At 70.9% G+C, this 18,257-nt stretch carries 20 protein-coding genes; 11 read left to right on the top strand and 9 right to left on the bottom strand.

The features are described 5' to 3' along the window. Positions 1 to 181: 181 nt before the first annotated feature. Entirely contained in the window at positions 182 to 1,600 is a 1,419-nt protein-coding gene (locus ACFU5O_RS08085; protein WP_384237868.1) for a DUF3152 domain-containing protein, read from the bottom strand. 8 nt (positions 1,601 to 1,608) lie between these two features. Next, the gene (locus ACFU5O_RS08090) at positions 1,609 to 2,568 is read right to left on the bottom strand and encodes an alpha/beta fold hydrolase (RefSeq protein WP_384237870.1); all 960 of its coding nucleotides are present in this window, start codon (positions 2,566 to 2,568) and stop codon (positions 1,609 to 1,611) included. A gap of 207 nt (positions 2,569 to 2,775) precedes the next feature. Between ACFU5O_RS08090 and ACFU5O_RS08095 the strand changes: the two genes are divergently transcribed. The 4 genes from ACFU5O_RS08095 to ACFU5O_RS08110 all read left to right on the top strand — a co-directional run bounded on the left by ACFU5O_RS08095 (position 2,776) and on the right by ACFU5O_RS08110 (position 4,783). Next, entirely contained in the window at positions 2,776 to 3,027 is a 252-nt protein-coding gene (locus ACFU5O_RS08095) for a hypothetical protein (RefSeq protein ID WP_384237873.1), read from the top strand. A 208-nt stretch (positions 3,028 to 3,235) separates the two neighbouring features. Beyond that, complete coding sequence (locus tag ACFU5O_RS08100) at positions 3,236 to 3,877, top strand: TetR/AcrR family transcriptional regulator (RefSeq protein WP_384237875.1); 642 nt, start codon at positions 3,236 to 3,238, stop codon at positions 3,875 to 3,877. A 130-nt stretch (positions 3,878 to 4,007) separates the two neighbouring features. After that, complete coding sequence (locus ACFU5O_RS08105) at positions 4,008 to 4,235, top strand: DUF3107 domain-containing protein (protein WP_384237877.1); 228 nt, start codon at positions 4,008 to 4,010, stop codon at positions 4,233 to 4,235. A 278-nt stretch (positions 4,236 to 4,513) separates the two neighbouring features. Beyond that, the gene (locus tag ACFU5O_RS08110) at positions 4,514 to 4,783 is read left to right on the top strand and encodes a hypothetical protein (protein ID WP_384237880.1); all 270 of its coding nucleotides are present in this window, start codon (positions 4,514 to 4,516) and stop codon (positions 4,781 to 4,783) included. 41 nt (positions 4,784 to 4,824) lie between these two features. On the opposite strand, the gene ACFU5O_RS08115 is transcribed toward ACFU5O_RS08110, so the two are convergent. Further along, positions 4,825 to 5,574, bottom strand: a complete 750-nt coding sequence (locus ACFU5O_RS08115) for a ferritin-like fold-containing protein (protein WP_384237882.1) — start codon at positions 5,572 to 5,574, stop codon at positions 4,825 to 4,827. A gap of 319 nt (positions 5,575 to 5,893) precedes the next feature. On the opposite strand from ACFU5O_RS08115, the gene ACFU5O_RS08120 reads away from it, so the two are divergent. Together ACFU5O_RS08120 and ACFU5O_RS08125 are read left to right on the top strand one after the other, a co-directional pair. Beyond that, complete coding sequence (locus ACFU5O_RS08120; RefSeq protein WP_384237884.1) at positions 5,894 to 7,732, top strand: DEAD/DEAH box helicase; 1,839 nt, start codon at positions 5,894 to 5,896, stop codon at positions 7,730 to 7,732. 91 nt (positions 7,733 to 7,823) lie between these two features. Continuing rightward, complete coding sequence (locus ACFU5O_RS08125; RefSeq protein WP_384237887.1) at positions 7,824 to 8,669, top strand: alpha/beta fold hydrolase; 846 nt, start codon at positions 7,824 to 7,826, stop codon at positions 8,667 to 8,669. Here the strand turns inward: ACFU5O_RS08125 and ACFU5O_RS08130 are convergent. Beyond that, positions 8,660 to 9,559, bottom strand: coding sequence for an NYN domain-containing protein (locus tag ACFU5O_RS08130; protein ID WP_384237889.1), 900 nt, complete (start codon positions 9,557 to 9,559; stop codon positions 8,660 to 8,662). The two genes, ACFU5O_RS08125 and ACFU5O_RS08130, sit on opposite strands and share 10 nt — an antisense overlap. A gap of 139 nt (positions 9,560 to 9,698) precedes the next feature. On the opposite strand from ACFU5O_RS08130, the gene ACFU5O_RS08135 reads away from it, so the two are divergent. After that, positions 9,699 to 9,851 carry a hypothetical protein gene (locus ACFU5O_RS08135; RefSeq protein ID WP_384237891.1) on the top strand — a complete coding sequence of 51 codons (153 nt, stop codon included), beginning with the start codon at positions 9,699 to 9,701 and terminating at the stop codon, positions 9,849 to 9,851. A 112-nt stretch (positions 9,852 to 9,963) separates the two neighbouring features. Here the strand turns inward: ACFU5O_RS08135 and ACFU5O_RS08140 are convergent, their stop codons facing one another. From ACFU5O_RS08140 to ACFU5O_RS08155, 4 genes are all read right to left on the bottom strand, one after another. Beyond that, on the bottom strand, positions 9,964 to 10,569 hold the full coding sequence (locus ACFU5O_RS08140; protein WP_384237893.1) for a MarC family protein: 606 nt from the start codon (positions 10,567 to 10,569) through the stop codon (positions 9,964 to 9,966). Between the two features lie 121 nt (positions 10,570 to 10,690). Then, a complete protein-coding gene (locus ACFU5O_RS08145) occupies positions 10,691 to 11,566 on the bottom strand; it encodes a PHP domain-containing protein (protein ID WP_384237895.1) in 876 nt (291 codons plus the stop codon). 93 nt (positions 11,567 to 11,659) lie between these two features. Further along, on the bottom strand, positions 11,660 to 12,298 hold the full coding sequence (locus ACFU5O_RS08150; protein ID WP_384237897.1) for a DUF6758 family protein: 639 nt from the start codon (positions 12,296 to 12,298) through the stop codon (positions 11,660 to 11,662). A gap of 260 nt (positions 12,299 to 12,558) precedes the next feature. Then, entirely contained in the window at positions 12,559 to 13,143 is a 585-nt protein-coding gene (locus ACFU5O_RS08155; protein ID WP_384237899.1) for a suppressor of fused domain protein, read from the bottom strand. A 439-nt stretch (positions 13,144 to 13,582) separates the two neighbouring features. Here ACFU5O_RS08155 and ACFU5O_RS08160 point away from each other — a divergent pair, with 439 nt between their 5' ends. After that, positions 13,583 to 14,698 (top strand): magnesium and cobalt transport protein CorA, encoded by a 1,116-nt coding sequence (locus ACFU5O_RS08160; protein WP_384237901.1) that lies wholly within the window; start codon positions 13,583 to 13,585, stop codon positions 14,696 to 14,698. A 12-nt stretch (positions 14,699 to 14,710) separates the two neighbouring features. Then, positions 14,711 to 15,223 carry a hypothetical protein gene (locus ACFU5O_RS08165; protein WP_384237903.1) on the top strand — a complete coding sequence of 171 codons (513 nt, stop codon included), beginning with the start codon at positions 14,711 to 14,713 and terminating at the stop codon, positions 15,221 to 15,223. A gap of 123 nt (positions 15,224 to 15,346) precedes the next feature. Here ACFU5O_RS08165 and ACFU5O_RS08170 read toward each other — a convergent pair whose 3' ends face one another. Next, on the bottom strand, positions 15,347 to 16,129 hold the full coding sequence (locus ACFU5O_RS08170) for a hypothetical protein (protein WP_384237905.1): 783 nt from the start codon (positions 16,127 to 16,129) through the stop codon (positions 15,347 to 15,349). A gap of 183 nt (positions 16,130 to 16,312) precedes the next feature. On the opposite strand from ACFU5O_RS08170, the gene ACFU5O_RS08175 reads away from it, so the two are divergent. Together ACFU5O_RS08175 and ACFU5O_RS08180 are read left to right on the top strand one after the other, a co-directional pair. Then, complete coding sequence (locus ACFU5O_RS08175; RefSeq protein ID WP_384237907.1) at positions 16,313 to 17,596, top strand: magnesium transporter MgtE N-terminal domain-containing protein; 1,284 nt, start codon at positions 16,313 to 16,315, stop codon at positions 17,594 to 17,596. Further along, complete coding sequence (locus ACFU5O_RS08180) at positions 17,586 to 18,239, top strand: DUF1003 domain-containing protein (RefSeq protein ID WP_384237909.1); 654 nt, start codon at positions 17,586 to 17,588, stop codon at positions 18,237 to 18,239. Before ACFU5O_RS08175 ends, ACFU5O_RS08180 begins: the two co-directional genes overlap by 11 nt. Positions 18,240 to 18,257 lie beyond the last annotated feature (18 nt).

The following is an 18,257-nucleotide window of genomic DNA, read 5'->3' on the forward strand; positions in this document are numbered from 1 at the left end:
GGGTGGGGGGGGGGGGGGGCCCGGGGGGGGGGGGGCGGGCGGGGGGGCCGGGTGTTTTGGGGTTTGTGGGGGGGGCGGGGCGGGGGTGGGCCCCCCCCCGCCACCGGAAGGGGTGAATGCACGTAACTTTCCCGGCGTCGTAGCGTTCGGTCGCGCTACGGTTCTGGTCGATCACACGCCGTCAGGCGCCGGGATACACCCAGGGGTTGGGACGGCACTTGACCCCGTCGACGTCGAGCGACTTCGTCTGCTGCTGCATCACGGGCGCGAGGGCGCCGGGCGTGCTGCAGTTCACATGGCCGTTTCCGAGCCGGTGGCCGACCTCATGGTTGATCAGCATCTGACGGTACGTGAGCATCGCCTTGGCTCCGTAGGTCTCCGAGCCCTGCGCCCAGCGATAGGCGTTGATCATCACGCGGTCGGTGGACGCGGAGTCGCACGAGACGTTGTCGACGCTGGTGTCCAGACCCGACTTGGCGCACCAGACCGCCGTGGTCCCCGGGCTGGCCAGGGTGATCACGAACTCCGGCTTCCCGGACGAGACCCGTTCGAAGCTCATGGCTCCGTCGTGCGCCCAGCTCCGGTCGTCGTTGAGGGTCTGCTGGACGGCCTGGGCGAACAGCTTGCCGTCCAGGCCGAGCCCCTTCTCGACGTCGATCCGGTAGCGGACCTTGCGGCCCTTGCCCGGCGCCTTGTCGAAGCCCGGCAACGCCTCGAAGCCCCCCGGGCCCTTGAGCTTGGCGTCGAGCGGGAACTGTTGTGCCATCAGCTGGGCGTAGGTGGGCGGAGCGGCCGGCGCGCGCGGGGCGGCCTGCTGCGGGCCGAGCCTGTTGTCCGAGCGGGACGCGCCCTCGTCGCTGCCCCGGTCCGCGCCGCCCGCGGCCCGTGAACCGGCCGCGTCCGCACCTGTGTCGGTGACCTGTCCGGCGACGACGACGGCGAGGACGGTGGTGACGGCCGCTGCCGCGATTCCGGTGAACGTACGGCCCTTGGCGGGCTTGGACGGTGCGTCCGCCTCGAGAGGTTCGCCGGGCGAAACCGACAAGGCCCCGGAGTTCCCCGGGACGGGCGACCCCTTCCGGGGGCCACCGGGCCGGGACACCGCCTCCTGCGGCCCGGTCTCGTCGAATGCCTCGACGAACTCCCGCCGCGGGCCCGGGATGCGCGCGCCCGCGCCGACCGGCGGCGGCCCCTGCCGCTGAGCCCCGGACGGGGACGCGACCGGGTGCCGGCCGGTCGTCGACGTGGTCTGTCCGCGCGGGACACCCTGCCAGTCCCCGTACCGGCCGCCACTCTGGGGTGCGCCGCCACTCCCGGGTGCGCCCCAGCCGCCGCCCGGCTCCCGCTGCTCCGGATGACCGCCCCGCACCTGGGGAGTCCCGTGGGCCGGGGTGCCGTACGCGGGAGTGCCGTGGGCCGGGGTGCCGTACGCCGCGCCACCGGAGTGCTGCTCGGGGTCTGTGGATGCGGACCGCCTGCGCCGGCCGTTGCCCGCCGAGGTCGCCGTGGTGGACGACGTCGCAGCCGTCGCTCCCTTCGCGCCCGTCGCCCCGCCGTTGTCGGCCTTGGGTGCGGGGCCCTTGCGGCTGTGTCGTCCCACGCCCCGGATCAGCTCCTACCGCTGTCGTCGAGAAGTTCCCTCACGGCCTGGGCGACCGTCTCCGGATACTCCATCATGGCGACGTGCCCGGCGTCCGGGAGCGTCAGCAGACGTGAGTCGCGGAACGCCGCGGCCGCCCTGCGTGCCATACGGTACGAGACGAGCTGGTCCCGGCAGCCGTACACGAGCAGAGTCGGCGCCAGCACCCGCTCGGCCTGTCGCCACAGCCCGTGCTGCCCGCCGAGGGTATAGGCGTCGACGATGCCCCGGGAGCTGCGGGACATCACATCCCAGAAGTACGGCAGTTCCAGTCGCCGCTCCATCTCCTCGACGGCGTGGCGCAGCCCCTCGTCGGACACCCGGCCCGGGTCCCCGTAACAGAGTGCCAGCACTCCGCGGACCCGCATCTCCGCCGTCCAGTCCTTCGTCAGACGGTTGAACAGCCGCGCCGCACCGGGCACCGCGAGCAGCACGGTGGGCCAGGCCGAGCGCTGTGCGCGGAGCTCGGGCAGGGCCGGTGAGACGAGCGTGAGGGTGCGGACGAGATCGGGGCGTACGGCCGCGACGCGGGTGCAGACCGCGCCGCCCAGGGAGTTCCCGATCAGATGGACGGGACCGCGGCGGCCGGCGTCGAGCATCCGGATGACCGCCCGGGCGTGTCCCGTCACCGAGTAGTTGCCGTCGTCCGGTGGCGCGGAGTCCCCGAAGCCGGGCAGGTCGACGGCCTGACCGTCCACCCGGTCCTCGAGCAGCCGCATCATCGCGGACCAGTTCAGCGAGGAGCCGCCGAGGCCGTGGACGTACAGCGCGGGCGGCAGTCCGGGACGGGCCGGCGGCCGGGCGCGCACGGTGAGCGTCAGCCCGGGCAGCGCGACCGAACGCAGCTCCTCCCCTGCCGCTACCCGTACGGCGCGGACCCGCGGGGGCGACTCGGCGGCGCGGGCTTCCGGCAGCTCGGTCGAAGACATGCGGGCAATGTTACGAGACGATCACGCGGCGAATCCTGTGTTCGCGGTCACACACCGCACAGCTCACCGCATGGCCCGCGCCCGGCTGGGCACCCGAAACAGTACAGCTCACCGCATAGCGCCGGGGAGGCGGAACTCCTAGGCTCGTAGTACATGGGCATGCACCCCGGCCCCTGCTGCCCGCAAACGCACAGGAGAGGGATCCAGATGGCTGTCGATCCGACGGACCCGGAAACCTTGACGGAAGACGATCAGGGCCAGGCAGTCGCTCTCGAAGAGCTCGCCGAGCTGGTGGAACTGGACCAGGAGGTCCCGGAGGCCGACGCCGCGGAACAGCACACCGAGCTGCGACAGCAGCAGGACGATCCGCCGACGGGGATCGACATCGGGGCCGCGAACGAGGCCGATGCCGCCGAACAGGCGCGGGTGGTCAGCCTCGACGAGGACGACTACCGCTGATACCGACGAGACCGCTGATACCGCTGATACCGCTGATACCGCTGATTCAACGGGGAATCGGTGGGCTTCGGCTATCGCGCGCGTCCGGTACGTGAAATTCTGCGCTCGCACCGCGCACACCAGGGTTACCCAAAAGTACGATGGCGGGCGCGGCGCACAAACCGCGGCACGGGACACTGTGCATGTGACATCGAACGTGGGAGGCCGCGTGACAGCCATCGAGCAGACAGAGGCGGCGCGCCCGCGAGGCACCCGTCTGCCGCGCCGGGCCCGACGCAACCAGCTCCTGGGCGCGGCCCAGGAGGTGTTCGTCGCGCAGGGCTACCACTCCGCGGCGATGGACGACATCGCGGAGCGGGCCGGCGTGAGCAAGCCGGTGCTGTACCAGCACTTCCCCGGGAAGCTCGAGCTCTACCTGGCGCTGCTGGACCAGCACTGCGAGTCACTGCTGCAGGCCGTACGTGGTGCGCTGGCGTCGACGACGGACAACAAGCAGCGGGTCGCCGCGACGATGGACGCGTACTTCGCGTACGTGGAGGACGAGGGCGGCGCGTTCCGTCTGGTCTTCGAGTCGGACCTGACCAACGAGCCGGCCGTGCGTGAGCGCGTGGAGCGGGTGTCGCTGCAGTGCGCGGAGGCGATCTCGGAGGTCATCGCAGAGGACACCGCGCTGTCGGAGGACGAGTCCATGCTGCTGGCCGTAGGACTGGGCGGCGTGGCGCAGGTGGTGGCGCGGTACTGGCTGTCGAGCGGGTCCGCGATTCCACGGGACACGGCGGTGCAGCTGCTGACGTCGCTGACCTGGCGGGGTGTCGCCGGGTTCCCGCTGCACGGGAGCGACGGCAACTGACGGGACTCCCGGGCCGCTGTTCGCTGCGGGCGTGCGCGGCCGGGCCGTGCAGCGTCCCCTCACCGGGCTAATGTGTGCAGCGTACGGCGCGGCTGACCGCGCATCGCTGACCGTTCGGAGGGACATAGCCGTGGAGGTCAAGATCGGCGTGCAGCACGCGCCCCGGGAGATCGTTCTGGAGAGCGGCCAGACCGCCGAGGAGGTCGAGCAGGCCGTCGCCGACGCGCTGGCCGGCAAGGCGCAGCTGCTCAGCCTGACGGACGACAAGGGCCGCAAGGTGCTCGTACCGGCCGACAGGGTCGCGTATGTCGAAATCGGCGAGCCGGCCACGCGCCGCGTCGGATTCGGCGCGCTCTAGGACCCGAGCCGCACATGAGGGGCCCGGCGGGACGATCCCGCCGGGCCCCTCACGTTCACGGCCCTTCACGGACGCGGGGCCCTTCACAGGTGCACCGGCCTTCGTCGGGCTCCACGGACAGGCTCCCCGGAGGGTTCCCACCAGCCCTTTCACGGGCTCCGCCGGGCCGTCCGCGGACATCGGACCCTCGAGTTGCGCGGAGGGTTGCGCTGTGGTGGGTTCGGGTAGGACGGGCTACGACCCGATATGCCCGGCCGGCGCACGTGAGGTGATCCGTGGTGATCCTGGAAGCTCTCGGCTCCGCCCTGCTCGGAATCGTTCTCTCCTGGGCAGCCGTACGACGGCTCGCCCACCGGCTTCCGGCCTCGCGCACGGTCTACGCGACGGGCACCCTCGGCGCGCTCTTCGGGGCGTATCTGACGCACGCAGCGCTCGGTCCCGGCCATGTGCTCGGGACGCTGCTGGGCGCCTTGTTCGTCGGAGGTGTGACGATCTCGCTGCTGATCCGCCCGGAAGCCCGCCGACTGCGACGATCAGCCGCCGTCTGACGCGGGCCCCCGGACACGTACCGGCTCGCCGAGAACCCGGCTCAGGCCGCCAGGCCCAGCGCGGCCATCCGTTTGGTGTGCGCCTTCGTGATGCGGGTGAACATCTCGCCCACCGCTGCCAGGTCGAACCCGCCCGCGACCCCGCCGACGAGCATCGTCGACAGCGCGTCCCGCTCCGCGACGACCCGCTGCGCCTGCGACAGCGCCTCGCCCATCAGTCGGCGCGCCCAGAGCGCGAGCCGGCCGCCGACCCGCGGGTCGGCATCGATGGCGGCGCGCACCTTCTCGACCGCGAAGTTGCCGTGCCCGGTGTCGTCGAGCACGGCCAGCACCAGCTTGCGGGTGTCGGAGTCCAGCCGTACCGCGACCTCGCGGTAGAAGTCACTGGCGATCGAGTCGCCGACGTAGGCCTTGACCAGGCCCTCCAGCCAGTCCGAAGGGGCGGTCTGGCGATGGAACTCGTCGAGCGCGGCGGCGAACGGCTCCATCGCCGCGGTCGGCTCCGTCTCGATTGCGGCCAGCCGGTTCCGCAGCTGCTCGAAGTGGTGGAACTCGGCGGAGGCCATCTTCGCCAGTTCCGCCTTGTCGGCCAGCGTCGGCGCCAGTTTCGCGTCCTCGGCGAGCCGCTCGAAGGCCGCCAGTTCGCCGTACGCGAGCGCCCCCAGCAGATCCACGACAGCGGCGCGGTACTGGGGGTCGGCGGAAGCCGCGGCCCAGTCCTGGGCGGCGATTCCGGTCAGTTCTTCGGCAGTGTCGGTCACCGGCGCGGTGGCGTTGTCAGGCGTCTCCATGAAGCGCACAATAGCCCGCCACCCGGGCGGCCGAAGGGCCTGGTCAGCACCCGCCGCGACACGGCTCCGAGGAATTCGCCCAACACACATGCGCGATTCCGGGGTACAGTGGTATTGAGCCTGTCGAATATTTCGACGGGCCAAATGAATGAGGATGCCCGGTCGGTGGCCCGATCGGCTCCGACCCGACAGCCCTCTGTGCGCATTTCGCCACACGAGGGGACCTCAGCGGCACGAGCGCTCGAGCGACGGCAGTGGTCCCGCGCCTTCCGGCCAATCCACGGTCGGCCGCCAGTACCACAGGTGCGGTAAGACCCCCATGCGTTCGCCTCGCGCCGCGTCTCACAGAAGAGGCAACACCCTGACTACGCAGATCAAGACTTTCCGAGAGCTCGGGATCCTTCCCGAGACCGCCGAGGCCCTCGAGGCCGTCGGCATCACGTCCCCCTTCCCCATCCAGGAGATGACCCTCCCCGTCGCCCTTTCCGGTACGGACGTCATCGGCCAGGCCAAGACCGGCACGGGCAAGACCCTCGGTTTCGGCCTTCCGATCCTGGAGCGCGTCACCGTCCCCGCGGACGTCGAGGCGGGCCGGGCCAAGCCCGAGCAGCTGACCGACACCCCGCAGGCGCTTGTGGTCGTCCCCACCCGCGAGCTGTGCACGCAGGTCACCAACGACCTGCTGACCGCGGGCAAGGTGCGCAACGTCCGCGTTCTCGCGATCTACGGCGGCCGTGCGTACGAGCCGCAGGTCGAGGCGCTCAAGAAGGGCGTCGACGTCATCGTCGGCACGCCCGGACGCCTCCTCGACCTGGCCGGCCAGAAGAAGCTGAACCTGTCGCACGTCAGGGCTCTCGTCCTCGACGAGGCCGACGAGATGCTCGACCTGGGCTTCCTGCCCGACGTCGAGAAGATCATCCAGCTGCTGCCGGCCAAGCGCCAGACCATGCTGTTCTCGGCCACGATGCCGGGCGCGGTGATCGGGCTCGCCCGCCGCTACATGTCCCAGCCCACGCACATCCGCGCGACCTCGCCGGACGACGAGGGCGCGACCGTAGCGAACATCACACAGCGCGTCTACCGCGCGCACTCGATGGACAAGCCGGAGATGGTCTCGCGCATCCTGCAGGCCGACGGCCGCGGTCTCGCGATGATCTTCTGCCGTACGAAGCGCACGGCCGCGGACATCGCGGACCAGCTCGCCCAGCGTGGCTTCGCGTCCGGCGCCGTTCACGGCGACCTGGGCCAGGGCGCGCGTGAGCAGGCGCTCCGTGCGTTTCGCAACGGCAAGGTCGATGTCCTCGTGTGCACCGATGTCGCCGCGCGCGGCATCGACGTCGAAGGCGTCACGCACGTGATCAATTACCAGACGCCGGAGGACGAGAAGACGTACCTCCACCGCATCGGCCGCACCGGCCGCGCGGGCGCGTCCGGCACCGCCGTGACGCTGGTCGACTGGGACGACATCCCGCGCTGGCAGCTGATCAACAAGGCGCTGGACCTGAACTTCAACGACCCGGTCGAGACGTACTCCACCTCCGCGCACCTCTTCGAGGAGCTCGGCATCCCCGCCGGCACGAAGGGCGTCCTCCCCCGCGCCGAACGCACCCGCGCCGGCCTCGGGGCGGAGGAGCTGGAGGACCTCGGCGAGACCGGTGGCCGCGGGGCGCGTTCCGCGGGGCGCACCAAGCCCGCTGAGCACGCCGAGCATCCGGCCCGTACGCGTACGCCGCGCCAGCGCCGCCGTACCCGCGGTGGCTCGCCGCTGGACGAGGCCACGGCTGCCACACAGGCCGAGGCCGTGGAGCCCGCCGCGTCCGACGCGGTGTCGGAGACTTCCGAGGCGTCGCGCACGCCGCGCCGTCGCCGGCGTACCCGCGTGGCCGCCGGGGATCCGGCCGCGGTGGAGACCTCCGCCGTCGAGTCCGCCGCTGCGGTGGCCGTCGCTGCCGAGGCCGAAACCGGCGAGGCCCTCACGGACGAGCCCGCCAAGCCGCGCCGCCGGCGGACCCGTTCCGTTGCCTCCAAGGCCGACGCGTCCGTCCCGGCCGAGGCCGCTGCCGTCACCGCTGCCCCGGCCGAGGCCGGGGCGGAAGAGCCCACGAAGCCGCGCCGCCGGCGTACGCGGGCGAAGGCCGTGACGCAGCCGGAGGCCTGAGTTCGGCCGGGCGGCTGTCACCTGGATGATGAAGCGAGGGTCCGTACCCCTGGGGTACGGACCCTCGCTTCATCATCGGTAGCCTCGACGCATGAGTCGGCCGCCCACCTTCGTGCCCCCCGCCTGCGCCCGTTCCCGGATGCTCGAGACCTCGCGCGGCCCGTTCGCCGTGCTGGACGCCGAGCCCGGCGGAGCGGCCAAGGGCACCGCGATGCTCCTGCCCGGGTACACCGGGAGCAAGGAGGACTTCATCGCCATGCTCGAGCCCCTGGCCTCCGCCGGGTACCGCGCCGTCGCGGTCGACGGCCGTGGACAGTACGAGAGCGAAGGCCCTGCGGCCCAGGAGGCGTACGCGCAGAGCGAGCTGGCCCTGGACGTGCTTGCGCAGGCGGAGGCGGTCGGTGGTCGGCTTCACCTTGTCGGTCACTCGCTCGGCGGGCAGATCGCCCGTGCGGCGGTGCTCCTCGACGCGGACCCGTTCGTCACGCTGACCCTCATCTCGTCAGGGCCCGCCCGGATCACACCGAGTCAGCAGAGCAAGGTCAAGCTGCTGAGCGACGCTCTCGCCGTCATGGACATGGCCGAGATCTGGGAGGCGATGCGGGCGATGGAGCCGCCGGAGGAGGCCGGGCCCAACGGGCAGGGCAGGGAGGACCTGCGGCGCCGCTGGTTGCGCCACAACCCCTCCCAGCTGCTCGCCACCGGGCGCCAGTTGACGGTCGAGCCGGACCGCGTCGACGAGCTCGCCACCGTGCCGCTGCCCAAGCACGTGCTGTCCGGCGCACTGGACGACACCTGGCCCGTGCCGCTGCTCGACGAGATGGCGGTACGGCTCGGCGCGCGTCGCACGGTCATCGACGGAGCCGAGCATTCACCCAACACCGACCGGCCGGCAGAGACGGCCGGTGCGCTGACCGGGTTCTGGCGTCAGTACTGACTCTGCAGGTGCTGCCAGAAACCGTCGCGCAGGGCGCGCCTGAGGTGCGCGTAGCCGCGCAGTGAGTGCTGGAGCAGCTTCTCCGCCTCTATGAGCAGGTCCTGGTCCACCGGCCCGGGCAGGTACGGGTGTCCCGGCAGCAGCTCCGCCATGGTGGCTCTGCCGCGCTCGGAGAGCCAGGTCGCCGCGATCTGGGCGCCCACGAAACGCACGTCCTCGCGGGAAGGCGTCGGGGTGTCGTCCTCGTAGGTGGTCACGGGCCGCCGCGTCACATACGGGCGGCAGAAGTCGAGGTCGAAGGTGCGCTGGCTGTCGACCTCCCAGAGCAGTGGCTCCGCCTGGTTTCGGCCCTCGGCGGCCTCGATACCCCACAGATGCACCCGCGCGCCGTAACCCTGCGCGGCCTCCACCGCCGAGACCAGGTCCTCGTCGCCGCCGATGAGCGCCGCGTCGGAGATCGAGCGGTGCCGGGCGAGTGACTCCAGGTCCGAGCGGATGAGGGAGTCGACGCCCTTCTGCTGGTTGTTGGCGTTGAGGTTGCCCAGCCGGACCTTGACGTCCGGGAGCTCGGCTATCGCCTGCTGCTCGGCGGTGTGGATGCGGCGCCTGGCGCCGTCGTACCAGTAGACGCGCAGCAGACGGCTGTCCGCGAAGATCGTGCGGGCCTTGTCGATCAGGGCCTCGATGAGCCCTTCGGCGTCGAGATCGAAGGAGCGCCGGTCTTCGGTTCCCGTTACAAGCAACCCGGCCGCAGCATAGACGTAACCGGCGTCGACGAAGATGGCATGCGTGGACGGGGTCTTCGCGACCTCGGCGAGCATGCGCTGGAGCAGCTCGTTGGTGCGCTCCAGGCGGGCGCTGATGCGTATGAGCTCATCGTCGTCTTTCATATGGACCTCATTGTGTGCAGGCCCGGCGACACCCGCCAGTAGTTAGCCATCCAAAAAATTTCCTTAGCGTAGGGAATGTTTGCCCTCTGCATCCCGTTGGAACGGACGGAACAGAGACGGACAGAAGGGAGAGGCCCTTATGCGCTTCGAGATCATGCGACTGGACGATGTCAACGGCTCAGCCGTGGACAGCACCGTTGTGGACGCCGCCTCCGTCAACCGGATGGTTCTGCAGGCCGCGGCAACCGGCCAGCGTATCTACATCCGCCCGGCCGGGACCCCGGCCTCGTAACACCTGGCAGCCCAGAGCAGCACGTCGCCCCCGTATGCAGCGAATGCGTACGGGGGCGACGTGCTGCCGTGCCGATGGTGCTGCACCGCCGATGCGCCGACGCGCCGACGGATCAGGAGCTCTGGATCACCTGGGTGACACCGTTGATGATCTGCTGCACGGCGATCGCCGACAGCATCATGCCCGCGAGCCTGGTCACCAGGACGACGCCGCCGTCCTTGATGAGGCGGATGATCAGCAGCGAGTAGCGCATCGTCAGCCACAGCACGACGTGCATCGCGACGATCGCGGCCCACACCGAGATCTGCTGCCCGACCCCGTCGGCGTGCTGCACGGCGAGGATCACCGAGACGATCGCACCCGGACCGGCCAGCAGCGGCATACCGAGCGGCACGAGCGCGACATTGACGTCCTTCGTCTGCTTGGGTTCGTCGGTCTTGCCCGTCAGCAGGTCGAGCGCGATGAGCAGCAGGAGCAGACCGCCCGCGATCATCAGGGCGGGGACGGAGACATGGAGATACGCGAGGATCTGCTGCCCGAGGATGCCGAAGACGGTGATGACGCCCAGGGCGACTGTCACCGCCTGCCAGGCCATCCTGCGCTGGACCTTGGCGGGACGGCCGGAGGTGAGGGCGAGGAAGATCGGTGTGATCCCCGGGGGATCCATGATCACGAAGAGGGTGAGGAAGAGGGAGCCGAAGACGGCGACGTCGAACACAGTGGAGCCTTGAAGGTGGTGTCGGGGGTGTGAAGGGGGAAGTTGGGGTGGTGCCGCCGAGCGCGACGCGAATGTCGCCCCGCGCGTGCGGCCCGGATGAGCCGGTGCGGGGACGGCCGCGTCAGCGGCGGGGCGCTCCGCCGGTGCCGGGGACCGGGAACGCGCCGGTCGCGCGACGGGTGATCTCGCCGTAGATCTCCGGGTCGGTCGTGAATTCGCCGAGCCGGCACGTCTTGCGGCTGCCGTGGTAGTCGCTGGACCCGGTGGCCAGGAGGCCGAGCTCGGCGGCGAGTGCGCGCAGCCGTGCGCGCGTCGGCTCGTCGTGGTCCATGTGGTCGGCCTCTATGCCGTCGAGGCCTGCCGCGGCCAGTCGGGCGATGGCGTCCTCGGGGACGACCTCGCCGCGCTTGACCGCGAGCGGATGGGCGAAGACGGTGACGCCACCGGCCGCCTTGACCAGGCGGATGGCGTCGAAGGGGTCGAGCTCGTGCTTCTCGACGTACGCGCGACCGCCGTTCGCGAGCCACTCGGGCGTGAAGGCGGCGGAGACGTCCGGGACGACGCCGAGTTCGACGAGGGCGGACGCGACATGCGGCCGGCCCACGGCACCGTCGCCCGCGATACGGGCCACCTGGTCCCAGGTGACCGGCACGCCGAGCTCCTGGAGCTTGGCGACCATGCCCTGGGCTCGCGGAACCCGGTCGTCCCGGACCAGCTCGCGCTCGCGAGCCAGCTCCGGCTCCCCGGGGTCGAAGAGGTACGCCAGCATGTGCAGGCTCACGCCGCCCAGGCGGCAGGAGAGTTCGGCGCCGGTGACGAGGGCGAAGGACGCCGGGAGCCCGGCGAGGGCCGCGATCGCCTCGGCGTGGCCGCCGACGGTGTCGTGATCGGTCAGCGCGACGACGTCGAGTCCCGCGGCGAAGGCGTTGTGGACCAGCTCGGCCGGGGTGTCCGTACCGTCCGAGGCCGTGGAGTGGGTGTGCAGATCGATGCGCACGACGCGTGGCTCCAGGGCTCGGGGTGGGCAGGGGACGCTCAATCGTAACGGGGAATCGAACATCCCCCGGACCGCCGCATCACGTGAAGGCCGTCACGACAGCAGCCGCGGCGACAGCGCTCCGCACGGCAGCAGATCCACCTCCGAGCCCGCGTCCCGCAGATCGGTGAGTATCAGCTCGTCGTACATCAGCAGCCCCGTCGACTCGGGCCAGACGATCGCCCACAGCCACAGCCCCCGCGCCTCGCCGGCGAAGACCGCGCGGTCCTCCGGCGCGTCGTTGACGTGCCACAGCGGTGTCGGTCTGCCCGCGGCGAGGACCTTGGCCTGGGGGGACTTGTCGACGGTCATGTGCGGGCCGGGGTCCGGTCCGTCGATCCCGGCGAAGCGGGCACCGAGGCCGACGCCGAGCTCCTCCGCGACCAGCAGCAACTCCCCCACGCCGCCGAGCGGTCCCGGACCCGAGCAGGCGACCGCGGTGGCACGCCCGCCGCTGCGGTCGTCCCCCGCGTACGCCACGCCGGTGAAGAGCCAGCCGACCGGGAGCGGCCAGGGCATCCACACCGGGACCTGTGCACGGGCCACGACGACGCTCAGGGCCTCGACGCTCGGCGGGATCACCGGCTGCAGCGGGTACACGGAACCGTGTACGTCGCACTGCCATGTGTCGGCGAAGAGACCGGGCGCCCTGACCCGGCCACCGCACTTCGGGCAACTGGGTTCGCCCCTCATAGCGCCCAACGGTCCTACCCGCTCGGCGCCGCGTCAAGGACGATCACCCGTCCGGTACGGCGGTTTCACCCGGGTTCAGCAGAAGAAAGTGACTGCACCGTACATTCATCAGGCATTCTCGCCGCACGGCACCGGGCGCCCGGACTGCCGACCCGGGGCAGGGGGCGGCGCCTCCGCGCACCCGTCGCCGACTGAGCCTCCGTCAGGCCGACCCGCGCCCCAACTGTGCCATGAGATACGTCACTTCACGGCCACTGACATCACGTCAGCGGGACGGACCTGCGCAGCGGATCACGCAGATCCGTTCCGTGCTTCAGCCATCGCGCCTGGAGCTCCGCCGCTCCGTGCACCCGCTTCCACGCGGCCTCGTTCGGCGTCATCGGCAGCAGCGGCAGGAAGCGCACCGGGTCCATGGGGCCGTCCAGCTCGAGGTCCTCGACCAGACCGCCCGGCTCAGCGACCAGGACGGACGAGAACGGCGCCTCCGGCCACAGCGGTTCACCGGTGTCCATCGAGTTGCCGGGCGCCACGATCACACCCTCCACCTGCGGTGACGACCCGAAGACGGCGAGCGGGCGCAGCACCTTGTCGGTGTCGGCGAGCCCGGCACGTACCGACAGGATCAGCTCGGCGCGAGGCCCCTTCACGGGGTCGGCGAGCACGTCCTTCGGGTCGTTCATGGGCTGGGCGGACATGCCCAGCGTGGCGTACCGGACGATGTCCCCGTCGATGAAACGGAGCACCTCGATCCGGTCCGTACCGAGGAAGGTCACAGCGGCGCGCGCGTCCGGCTCCCCCAGAGCCGTGAACAGCCGGGCCTCGACCAGAGCAAGAACTTCTCCCATTCCGCGAGCATAGATCGCATCAGGAAGGGGCAAAGAAAGGGATTGACCCTCAGTCGGCTGATAGGCTTGGCCGCCTGTTCGGGACAGCACGCAAAGCGTCGCTCTCGGATCCCGACGACACGTCATCCCCCACGGGGGACCGGCCGGAGGAGGTGGGGCTGCGGTGGATCGAAGTCGACCGTGCAGTACCAACCGCTCTTCCGCGCGATCTCTCAGTTTCTGAAACGCGCCGTCCGGCCCGTCAGAGCTGAGGGCTTTCCGCATCGCTTCATGGCACCGCGCACGACGGAAGAGCACTTCGTCCTTGCCTGACTGTCTGTAGCGAACGCCGTCACCGCGTCCCGCGGTGCCGCCCGCTTTGCGGACGTATCCAGAAAACGTCCTCGTTCCGGGCTGTGCCACGCCTCGCACCGGCGGCCTCTCCGTGAAGGAGCCTGCCATGTCGATGATCCGTGACCTGCGCGAAGCGGTCCGCCCCGCGCTGCGCAAGAGCATCAGTCCGTACAGCACGTACGACGCCACCCGTGACCCGTCCGCCTCCAGCGCCGTCGTCGACTGCGCCGTCTACCGCGACGGCAAGCGCGTGGAGGACGAGCCCTGCCTCACTCCGCACGAGGCGATGCTGCGGGTGCGCGAGGGCGGCGGCTTCGCATGGATCGGGCTGCACGAGCCGACCGAGGAGGAGTTCTCCGGTATCGCCGCCGAGTTCGGACTCCACCCGCTGGCCGTGGAGGACGCCGTCCACGCCCACCAGCGTCCCAAGCTCGAGCGGTACGACGACACGCTCTTCACCGTCTTCAAGACCATCCACTACGTCGAGCACGCGGAGCTGACGGCGACCAGCGAGGTCGTCGAGACCGGCGAGGTGATGTGCTTCACCGGGCCCGACTTCGTCATCACCGTGCGGCACGGCGGTCAGGGCTCGCTGCGCAACCTCCGGCACCGGCTGCAGGACGACCCGGAGCTGCTCGCCAAGGGCCCCTCTGCGGTGCTGCACGCCATCGCGGACCATGTCGTGGACGGGTACATCGCCGTCGCGGACGCGGTCCAGGTCGACATCGACGAGATCGAGATCGATGTCTTCTCGGCGCCCTCGAAGGGCAGCACGCGCGGTGCGGACACCGGGCGCATCTACCAGCTCAAGCGCGAGGTGCTCGAGTTCAAGCGGGCGGTCATGCCACTGCTGCGGCCCATGCAGCTGCTGAGCGAGCGGCCGATGCGGCTGGTCGACCCGGACATCCAGAAGTACTTCCGCGACGTCGCCGACCACCTGGCGCGGGTGCAGGAGCAGGTCATCGGCTTCGACGAGCTCCTGAACTCGATCCTCCAGGCGAATCTGGCGCAGGCGACGGTCGCGCAGAACGAAGACATGCGCAAGATCACCTCCTGGGCCGCGATCATCGCCGTACCCACGGCGGTCTGCGGCATCTACGGCATGAACTTCGACCACATGCCCGAGCTGCACTGGCGGTACGGGTACCCGATGGTGCTCGTCGGCATCGTCGGGATCTGTCTCACCATCCACCGCACGCTGAAGCGCAACGGCTGGCTCTAATAGGCTGCGGGCATGAACGACGCTCTGCTCGGCCAGGCCCTCGTCGAGGAGGCCACCAAGAAGTCCGGCCTCATCTGGGTCCGGGGCACCGGCCATGCGCGGGCCCTTTGGCACGTATGGCACGACGGCGCGGCGTACGTCGTCGGTGACGGGCCGGGCGAACAGCCGCTGCCCGGGCTGACGGACGGCTCCACCGCAGAGGTGACCGTACGAAGCAAGGACAAGGGCGGCCGCCTGGTGGCGTGGAAGGCCGTGGTGAGCGAACTGGCGCCGGACACGGAGGCGTGGCAGGCCGCGGTCGCCGAGCTGAAGGGCAAGCGGCTGAACGCGCCGGACGGCGAGCGGATGACGGAGCGCTGGGCGAGCGAGTGCCGGGTGCTGCGGCTCGAACCGTGCGGGTCGACCACCGAGCATCCTCACGACTCCCTGGCCGCCGCCCCACTGCCCACGCCGGCGACGACCCGCCACCCGATCCCGGCGGCTCTGCCGCGCCTGCTGCGGCGCGGGCGCAAGAAGTCCGGCTGACGCCCGCCGGGCCCACTCACGTGGCCGAGGGCGGGCCGGCTTCCGCGCGGGCAGCGCCCTGGACCGGCGGGCCAGGGACCACCCGGCCCGTCAGGCCGCCCGCCGGCCGCGGGCGCGTACGCCTCAGTCGCTCGTGCGCGGCAGCTCGCGGCCGTAGTCGACCGTCTCCTCCTTGGTCGGAGCCTTCAGCGCGAAGTCGGTGTTCCATTCGGCAAGGGTCAGCACGCCCGCGCCTCCCGCCCGGGCGAACCGAAGCGGGTAAGGCTTGCCCTCGAGGGACACATCGAGGGTGCCGCCGCCGCCCTCACCGCCGAGCACCTTGACGGTGCGTACCCCGCCGACCTCGTCGCGGTCGCCCTTGCTGAGTTTCCCGTGCAGCCCGAGAAGGCCGTCCAGCAGCACGTCCATCTCGGTGAATCCGCGGAGCTGCTTGTACGAGGGATCGTCGTCCGGGACCTTGACGTACATGTCGTCGAGCTTGTCCGCGGCGGACCCGTCCTCCTTGCCGGGCGGCTCGGACGTACCGTCGCCGTCGGAGTCCCCGTGGCTCCAGAAGCCCGCGTCGGCCTTCAGATAGAGCGCGTCACCGACCCGCAGCAGCTCGAAGGTCGAGTTCTTCGTGGTGACCGAGCCGATCCCGCCGCTCTTCTTGAGCCGCATGTTCAGCTTGTACGTGCCCCCCTTGGAGACCAGCGTCCCGGCGAGCCGTACCGCCTCGGCCCCGTTCGCCGCCGTCCGGGCCTTCTCCTCGATCGCGCTCGGCTCCAGCTTGCCGACGCCGTTCGTCCCTGCGTCCGGGTCCTCACCGCCGCAGCCCGTGAGGACCGCGGCCAGCCCCACGCAGAGTGCGACGGGGAGCCCGGCCCGGCGGGCCCGGGCCACGGCGGCCGGGGGGAGAGCGGTCACGTGCGCACTGCCTCTCGTACAGGTGGGGGGTGGCAAGACGGCAGCGTACCCGTGGTCATCGCACCGTCGAGAGGGGAGCCGTACGGTCCGATCTCAGGGGCGGCATGGACCGGCACGGGCTAGCCTGAAGCCGATGAAAAGCGGCATCTCAGGGCAATGGCCGGCACGGAGGAGGCGCGGAGCATGGCGGCAAGCGCCCCCCGGATCTTCGTATCGCACCTTGCCGGAGTCCCGGTCTTCGACCCCAACGGCGACCAGGTGGGGCGGGTACGCGACCTCGTTGCCATGCTCCGCGTCGGCGGCCGCCCGCCACGGCTGCTCGGCATGGTCGTGGAGGTGCACAGCCGCCGCCGGATCTTCCTTCCCATGACCCGGATCACCGGCGTCGAGTCCGGGCAGGTCATCACCACCGGCGTCGTGAACATGCGCCGCTTCGAGCAGCGGCCCACCGAGCGCCTCGTCCTCGGCGAACTGCTCGACCGGCGCGTCCGCCTCGTCGAGACGGGCGAGGAGGTCACCGTCCTGGACGTCGCCGTCCAGCAGCTCCCGGCCCGCCGGGACTGGGAGATCCACAAGGTCTTCGTACGGAAGGGAAAGGGCGGGGCCCTGCGCCGCAAGGGCGAGGCACTCACCGTCGAATGGTCCGCGGTCACCGGCTTCTCGCTGGAGGAGCACGGGCAGGGCGCCGAGAGCCTGGTCGCCACCTTCGAGCGGCTGCGGCCCGCGGACCTCGCCAACGCCTTGCACCACCTCTCCCCCAAGCGGCGTGCCGAGGTCGCGGCGGCCCTCGACGACGACCGGCTCGCCGACGTGCTGGAGGAACTGCCGGAGGACGAACAGGTGGAGATCCTCGGGAAGCTCAAGGAGGAGCGGGCCGCGGACGTCCTGGAGGCCATGGACCCGGACGACGCCGCCGATCTGCTCTCGGAGCTTCCGGAGGAGGACAAGGAGCGGCTGCTGAGGCTGATGCGCCCCGACGACGCGGCCGATGTGCGCAGGCTGATGGCGTACGAGGAGCGGACGGCCGGCGGACTGATGACGACCGAGCCGATCGTGCTGCGCCCGGACGCCACGGTGGCCGACGCGCTGGCGCGGGTGCGTCAGCAGGACCTCTCCCCCGCCCTCGCCGCGCAGGTGTACGTCTGCCGGCCGCCCGACGAGACACCGACGGGCAAGTACCTGGGCACGGTGCACTTCCAGCGGCTGCTGCGGGACCCTCCGTTCACGCTGGTCAGCTCGATCATCGAGAGCGATCTGCCGCCGCTCGGCCCGGACACCCAGCTGCCCGCGATCACCAGCTATCTCGCCGCGTACAACATGGTGGCCGCGCCCGTCGTGGACGCGAGCGGGGCGCTCCTCGGAGCCGTGACAGTGGACGACGTGCTCGACCACCTGCTGCCGGACGACTGGCGCGAGGCGGAGTTCGACGGGGCGGTGTCGGGAGCGGGAGCAGTCGATGTCGAGTGAACACGGACTGCCCGGACGGGGGGACGGACGCGGGGAGGGAAGGGACCGGGCACGCGAGCGAGAACGAGAGCGGGAACGGGAACGGGAACGGGAACGCGAACGGGAACGAGAGCGCGCCACCGGCCAGCGGCCGCGGGTCCGCCTGGACATCCCGCGGGCCCCGCGGCGGAGGATGCTCCCTGAGTACGACCCGGAGGCCTTCGGACGGCTCTCGGAGAAGATCGCCCGCTTCCTGGGGACGGGGCGATTCATCGTCTGGATGACCCTGACGATCATCGTCTGGGTGCTGTGGAACATCTTCGCGCCACCGGGGCTGCGCTTCGACGAGTACCCGTTCATCTTCCTGACGCTCGCGCTGTCGCTGCAGGCGTCGTACGCGGCCCCGCTGATCCTGCTCGCACAGAACCGTCAGGACGACCGCGACCGCGTCAACCTGGAGCAGGACCGGGCACAGAACGAGCGGTCCATCGCCGACACGGAGTACCTGACCCGGGAGATCGCGGCGCTGCGTATGGGTCTGGGCGAGGTGGCGACCCGCGACTGGATCCGCTCCGAGTTCGAGGACATCCGCAAAGACCTGGTGGACCGGCACGGCGTATTCCCTCCCGAGGCCTCCCGCCGACGTGACGAAGGCGACCGCTGACAGGGGCCCCCGGGCCGG

It is taken from the genome of Streptomyces sp. NPDC057445, from assembly GCF_042802855.1.
Taxonomy (GTDB): Bacteria; Actinomycetota; Actinomycetes; order Streptomycetales; family Streptomycetaceae; genus Streptomyces.

What these genes read in the sequence shown, in the direction of transcription:
- ACFU5O_RS08160 (WP_384237901.1), top strand. Translation starts at nt 13,583, where the DNA reads ATGTCGATGATCCGTGACCTGCGCGAAGCGGTCCGCCCCGCGCTGCGC.
- ACFU5O_RS08175 (WP_384237907.1), top strand. Translation starts at nt 16,313, where the DNA reads ATGGCGGCAAGCGCCCCCCGGATCTTCGTATCGCACCTTGCCGGAGTC.
- ACFU5O_RS08180 (WP_384237909.1), top strand. Translation starts at nt 17,586, where the DNA reads ATGTCGAGTGAACACGGACTGCCCGGACGGGGGGACGGACGCGGGGAG.
- ACFU5O_RS08165 (WP_384237903.1), top strand. Translation starts at nt 14,711, where the DNA reads ATGAACGACGCTCTGCTCGGCCAGGCCCTCGTCGAGGAGGCCACCAAG.
- ACFU5O_RS08125 (WP_384237887.1), top strand. Translation starts at nt 7,824, where the DNA reads ATGAGTCGGCCGCCCACCTTCGTGCCCCCCGCCTGCGCCCGTTCCCGG.
- ACFU5O_RS08130 (WP_384237889.1), bottom strand. Translation starts at nt 9,559, where the DNA reads ATGAAAGACGACGATGAGCTCATACGCATCAGCGCCCGCCTGGAGCGC.
- ACFU5O_RS08090 (WP_384237870.1), bottom strand. Translation starts at nt 2,568, where the DNA reads ATGTCTTCGACCGAGCTGCCGGAAGCCCGCGCCGCCGAGTCGCCCCCG.
- ACFU5O_RS08150 (WP_384237897.1), bottom strand. Translation starts at nt 12,298, where the DNA reads ATGAGGGGCGAACCCAGTTGCCCGAAGTGCGGTGGCCGGGTCAGGGCG.
- ACFU5O_RS08095 (WP_384237873.1), top strand. Translation starts at nt 2,776, where the DNA reads ATGGCTGTCGATCCGACGGACCCGGAAACCTTGACGGAAGACGATCAG.
- ACFU5O_RS08155 (WP_384237899.1), bottom strand. Translation starts at nt 13,143, where the DNA reads ATGGGAGAAGTTCTTGCTCTGGTCGAGGCCCGGCTGTTCACGGCTCTG.
- ACFU5O_RS08135 (WP_384237891.1), top strand. Translation starts at nt 9,699, where the DNA reads ATGCGCTTCGAGATCATGCGACTGGACGATGTCAACGGCTCAGCCGTG.
- ACFU5O_RS08115 (WP_384237882.1), bottom strand. Translation starts at nt 5,574, where the DNA reads ATGGAGACGCCTGACAACGCCACCGCGCCGGTGACCGACACTGCCGAA.
- ACFU5O_RS08120 (WP_384237884.1), top strand. Translation starts at nt 5,894, where the DNA reads ATGCGTTCGCCTCGCGCCGCGTCTCACAGAAGAGGCAACACCCTGACT.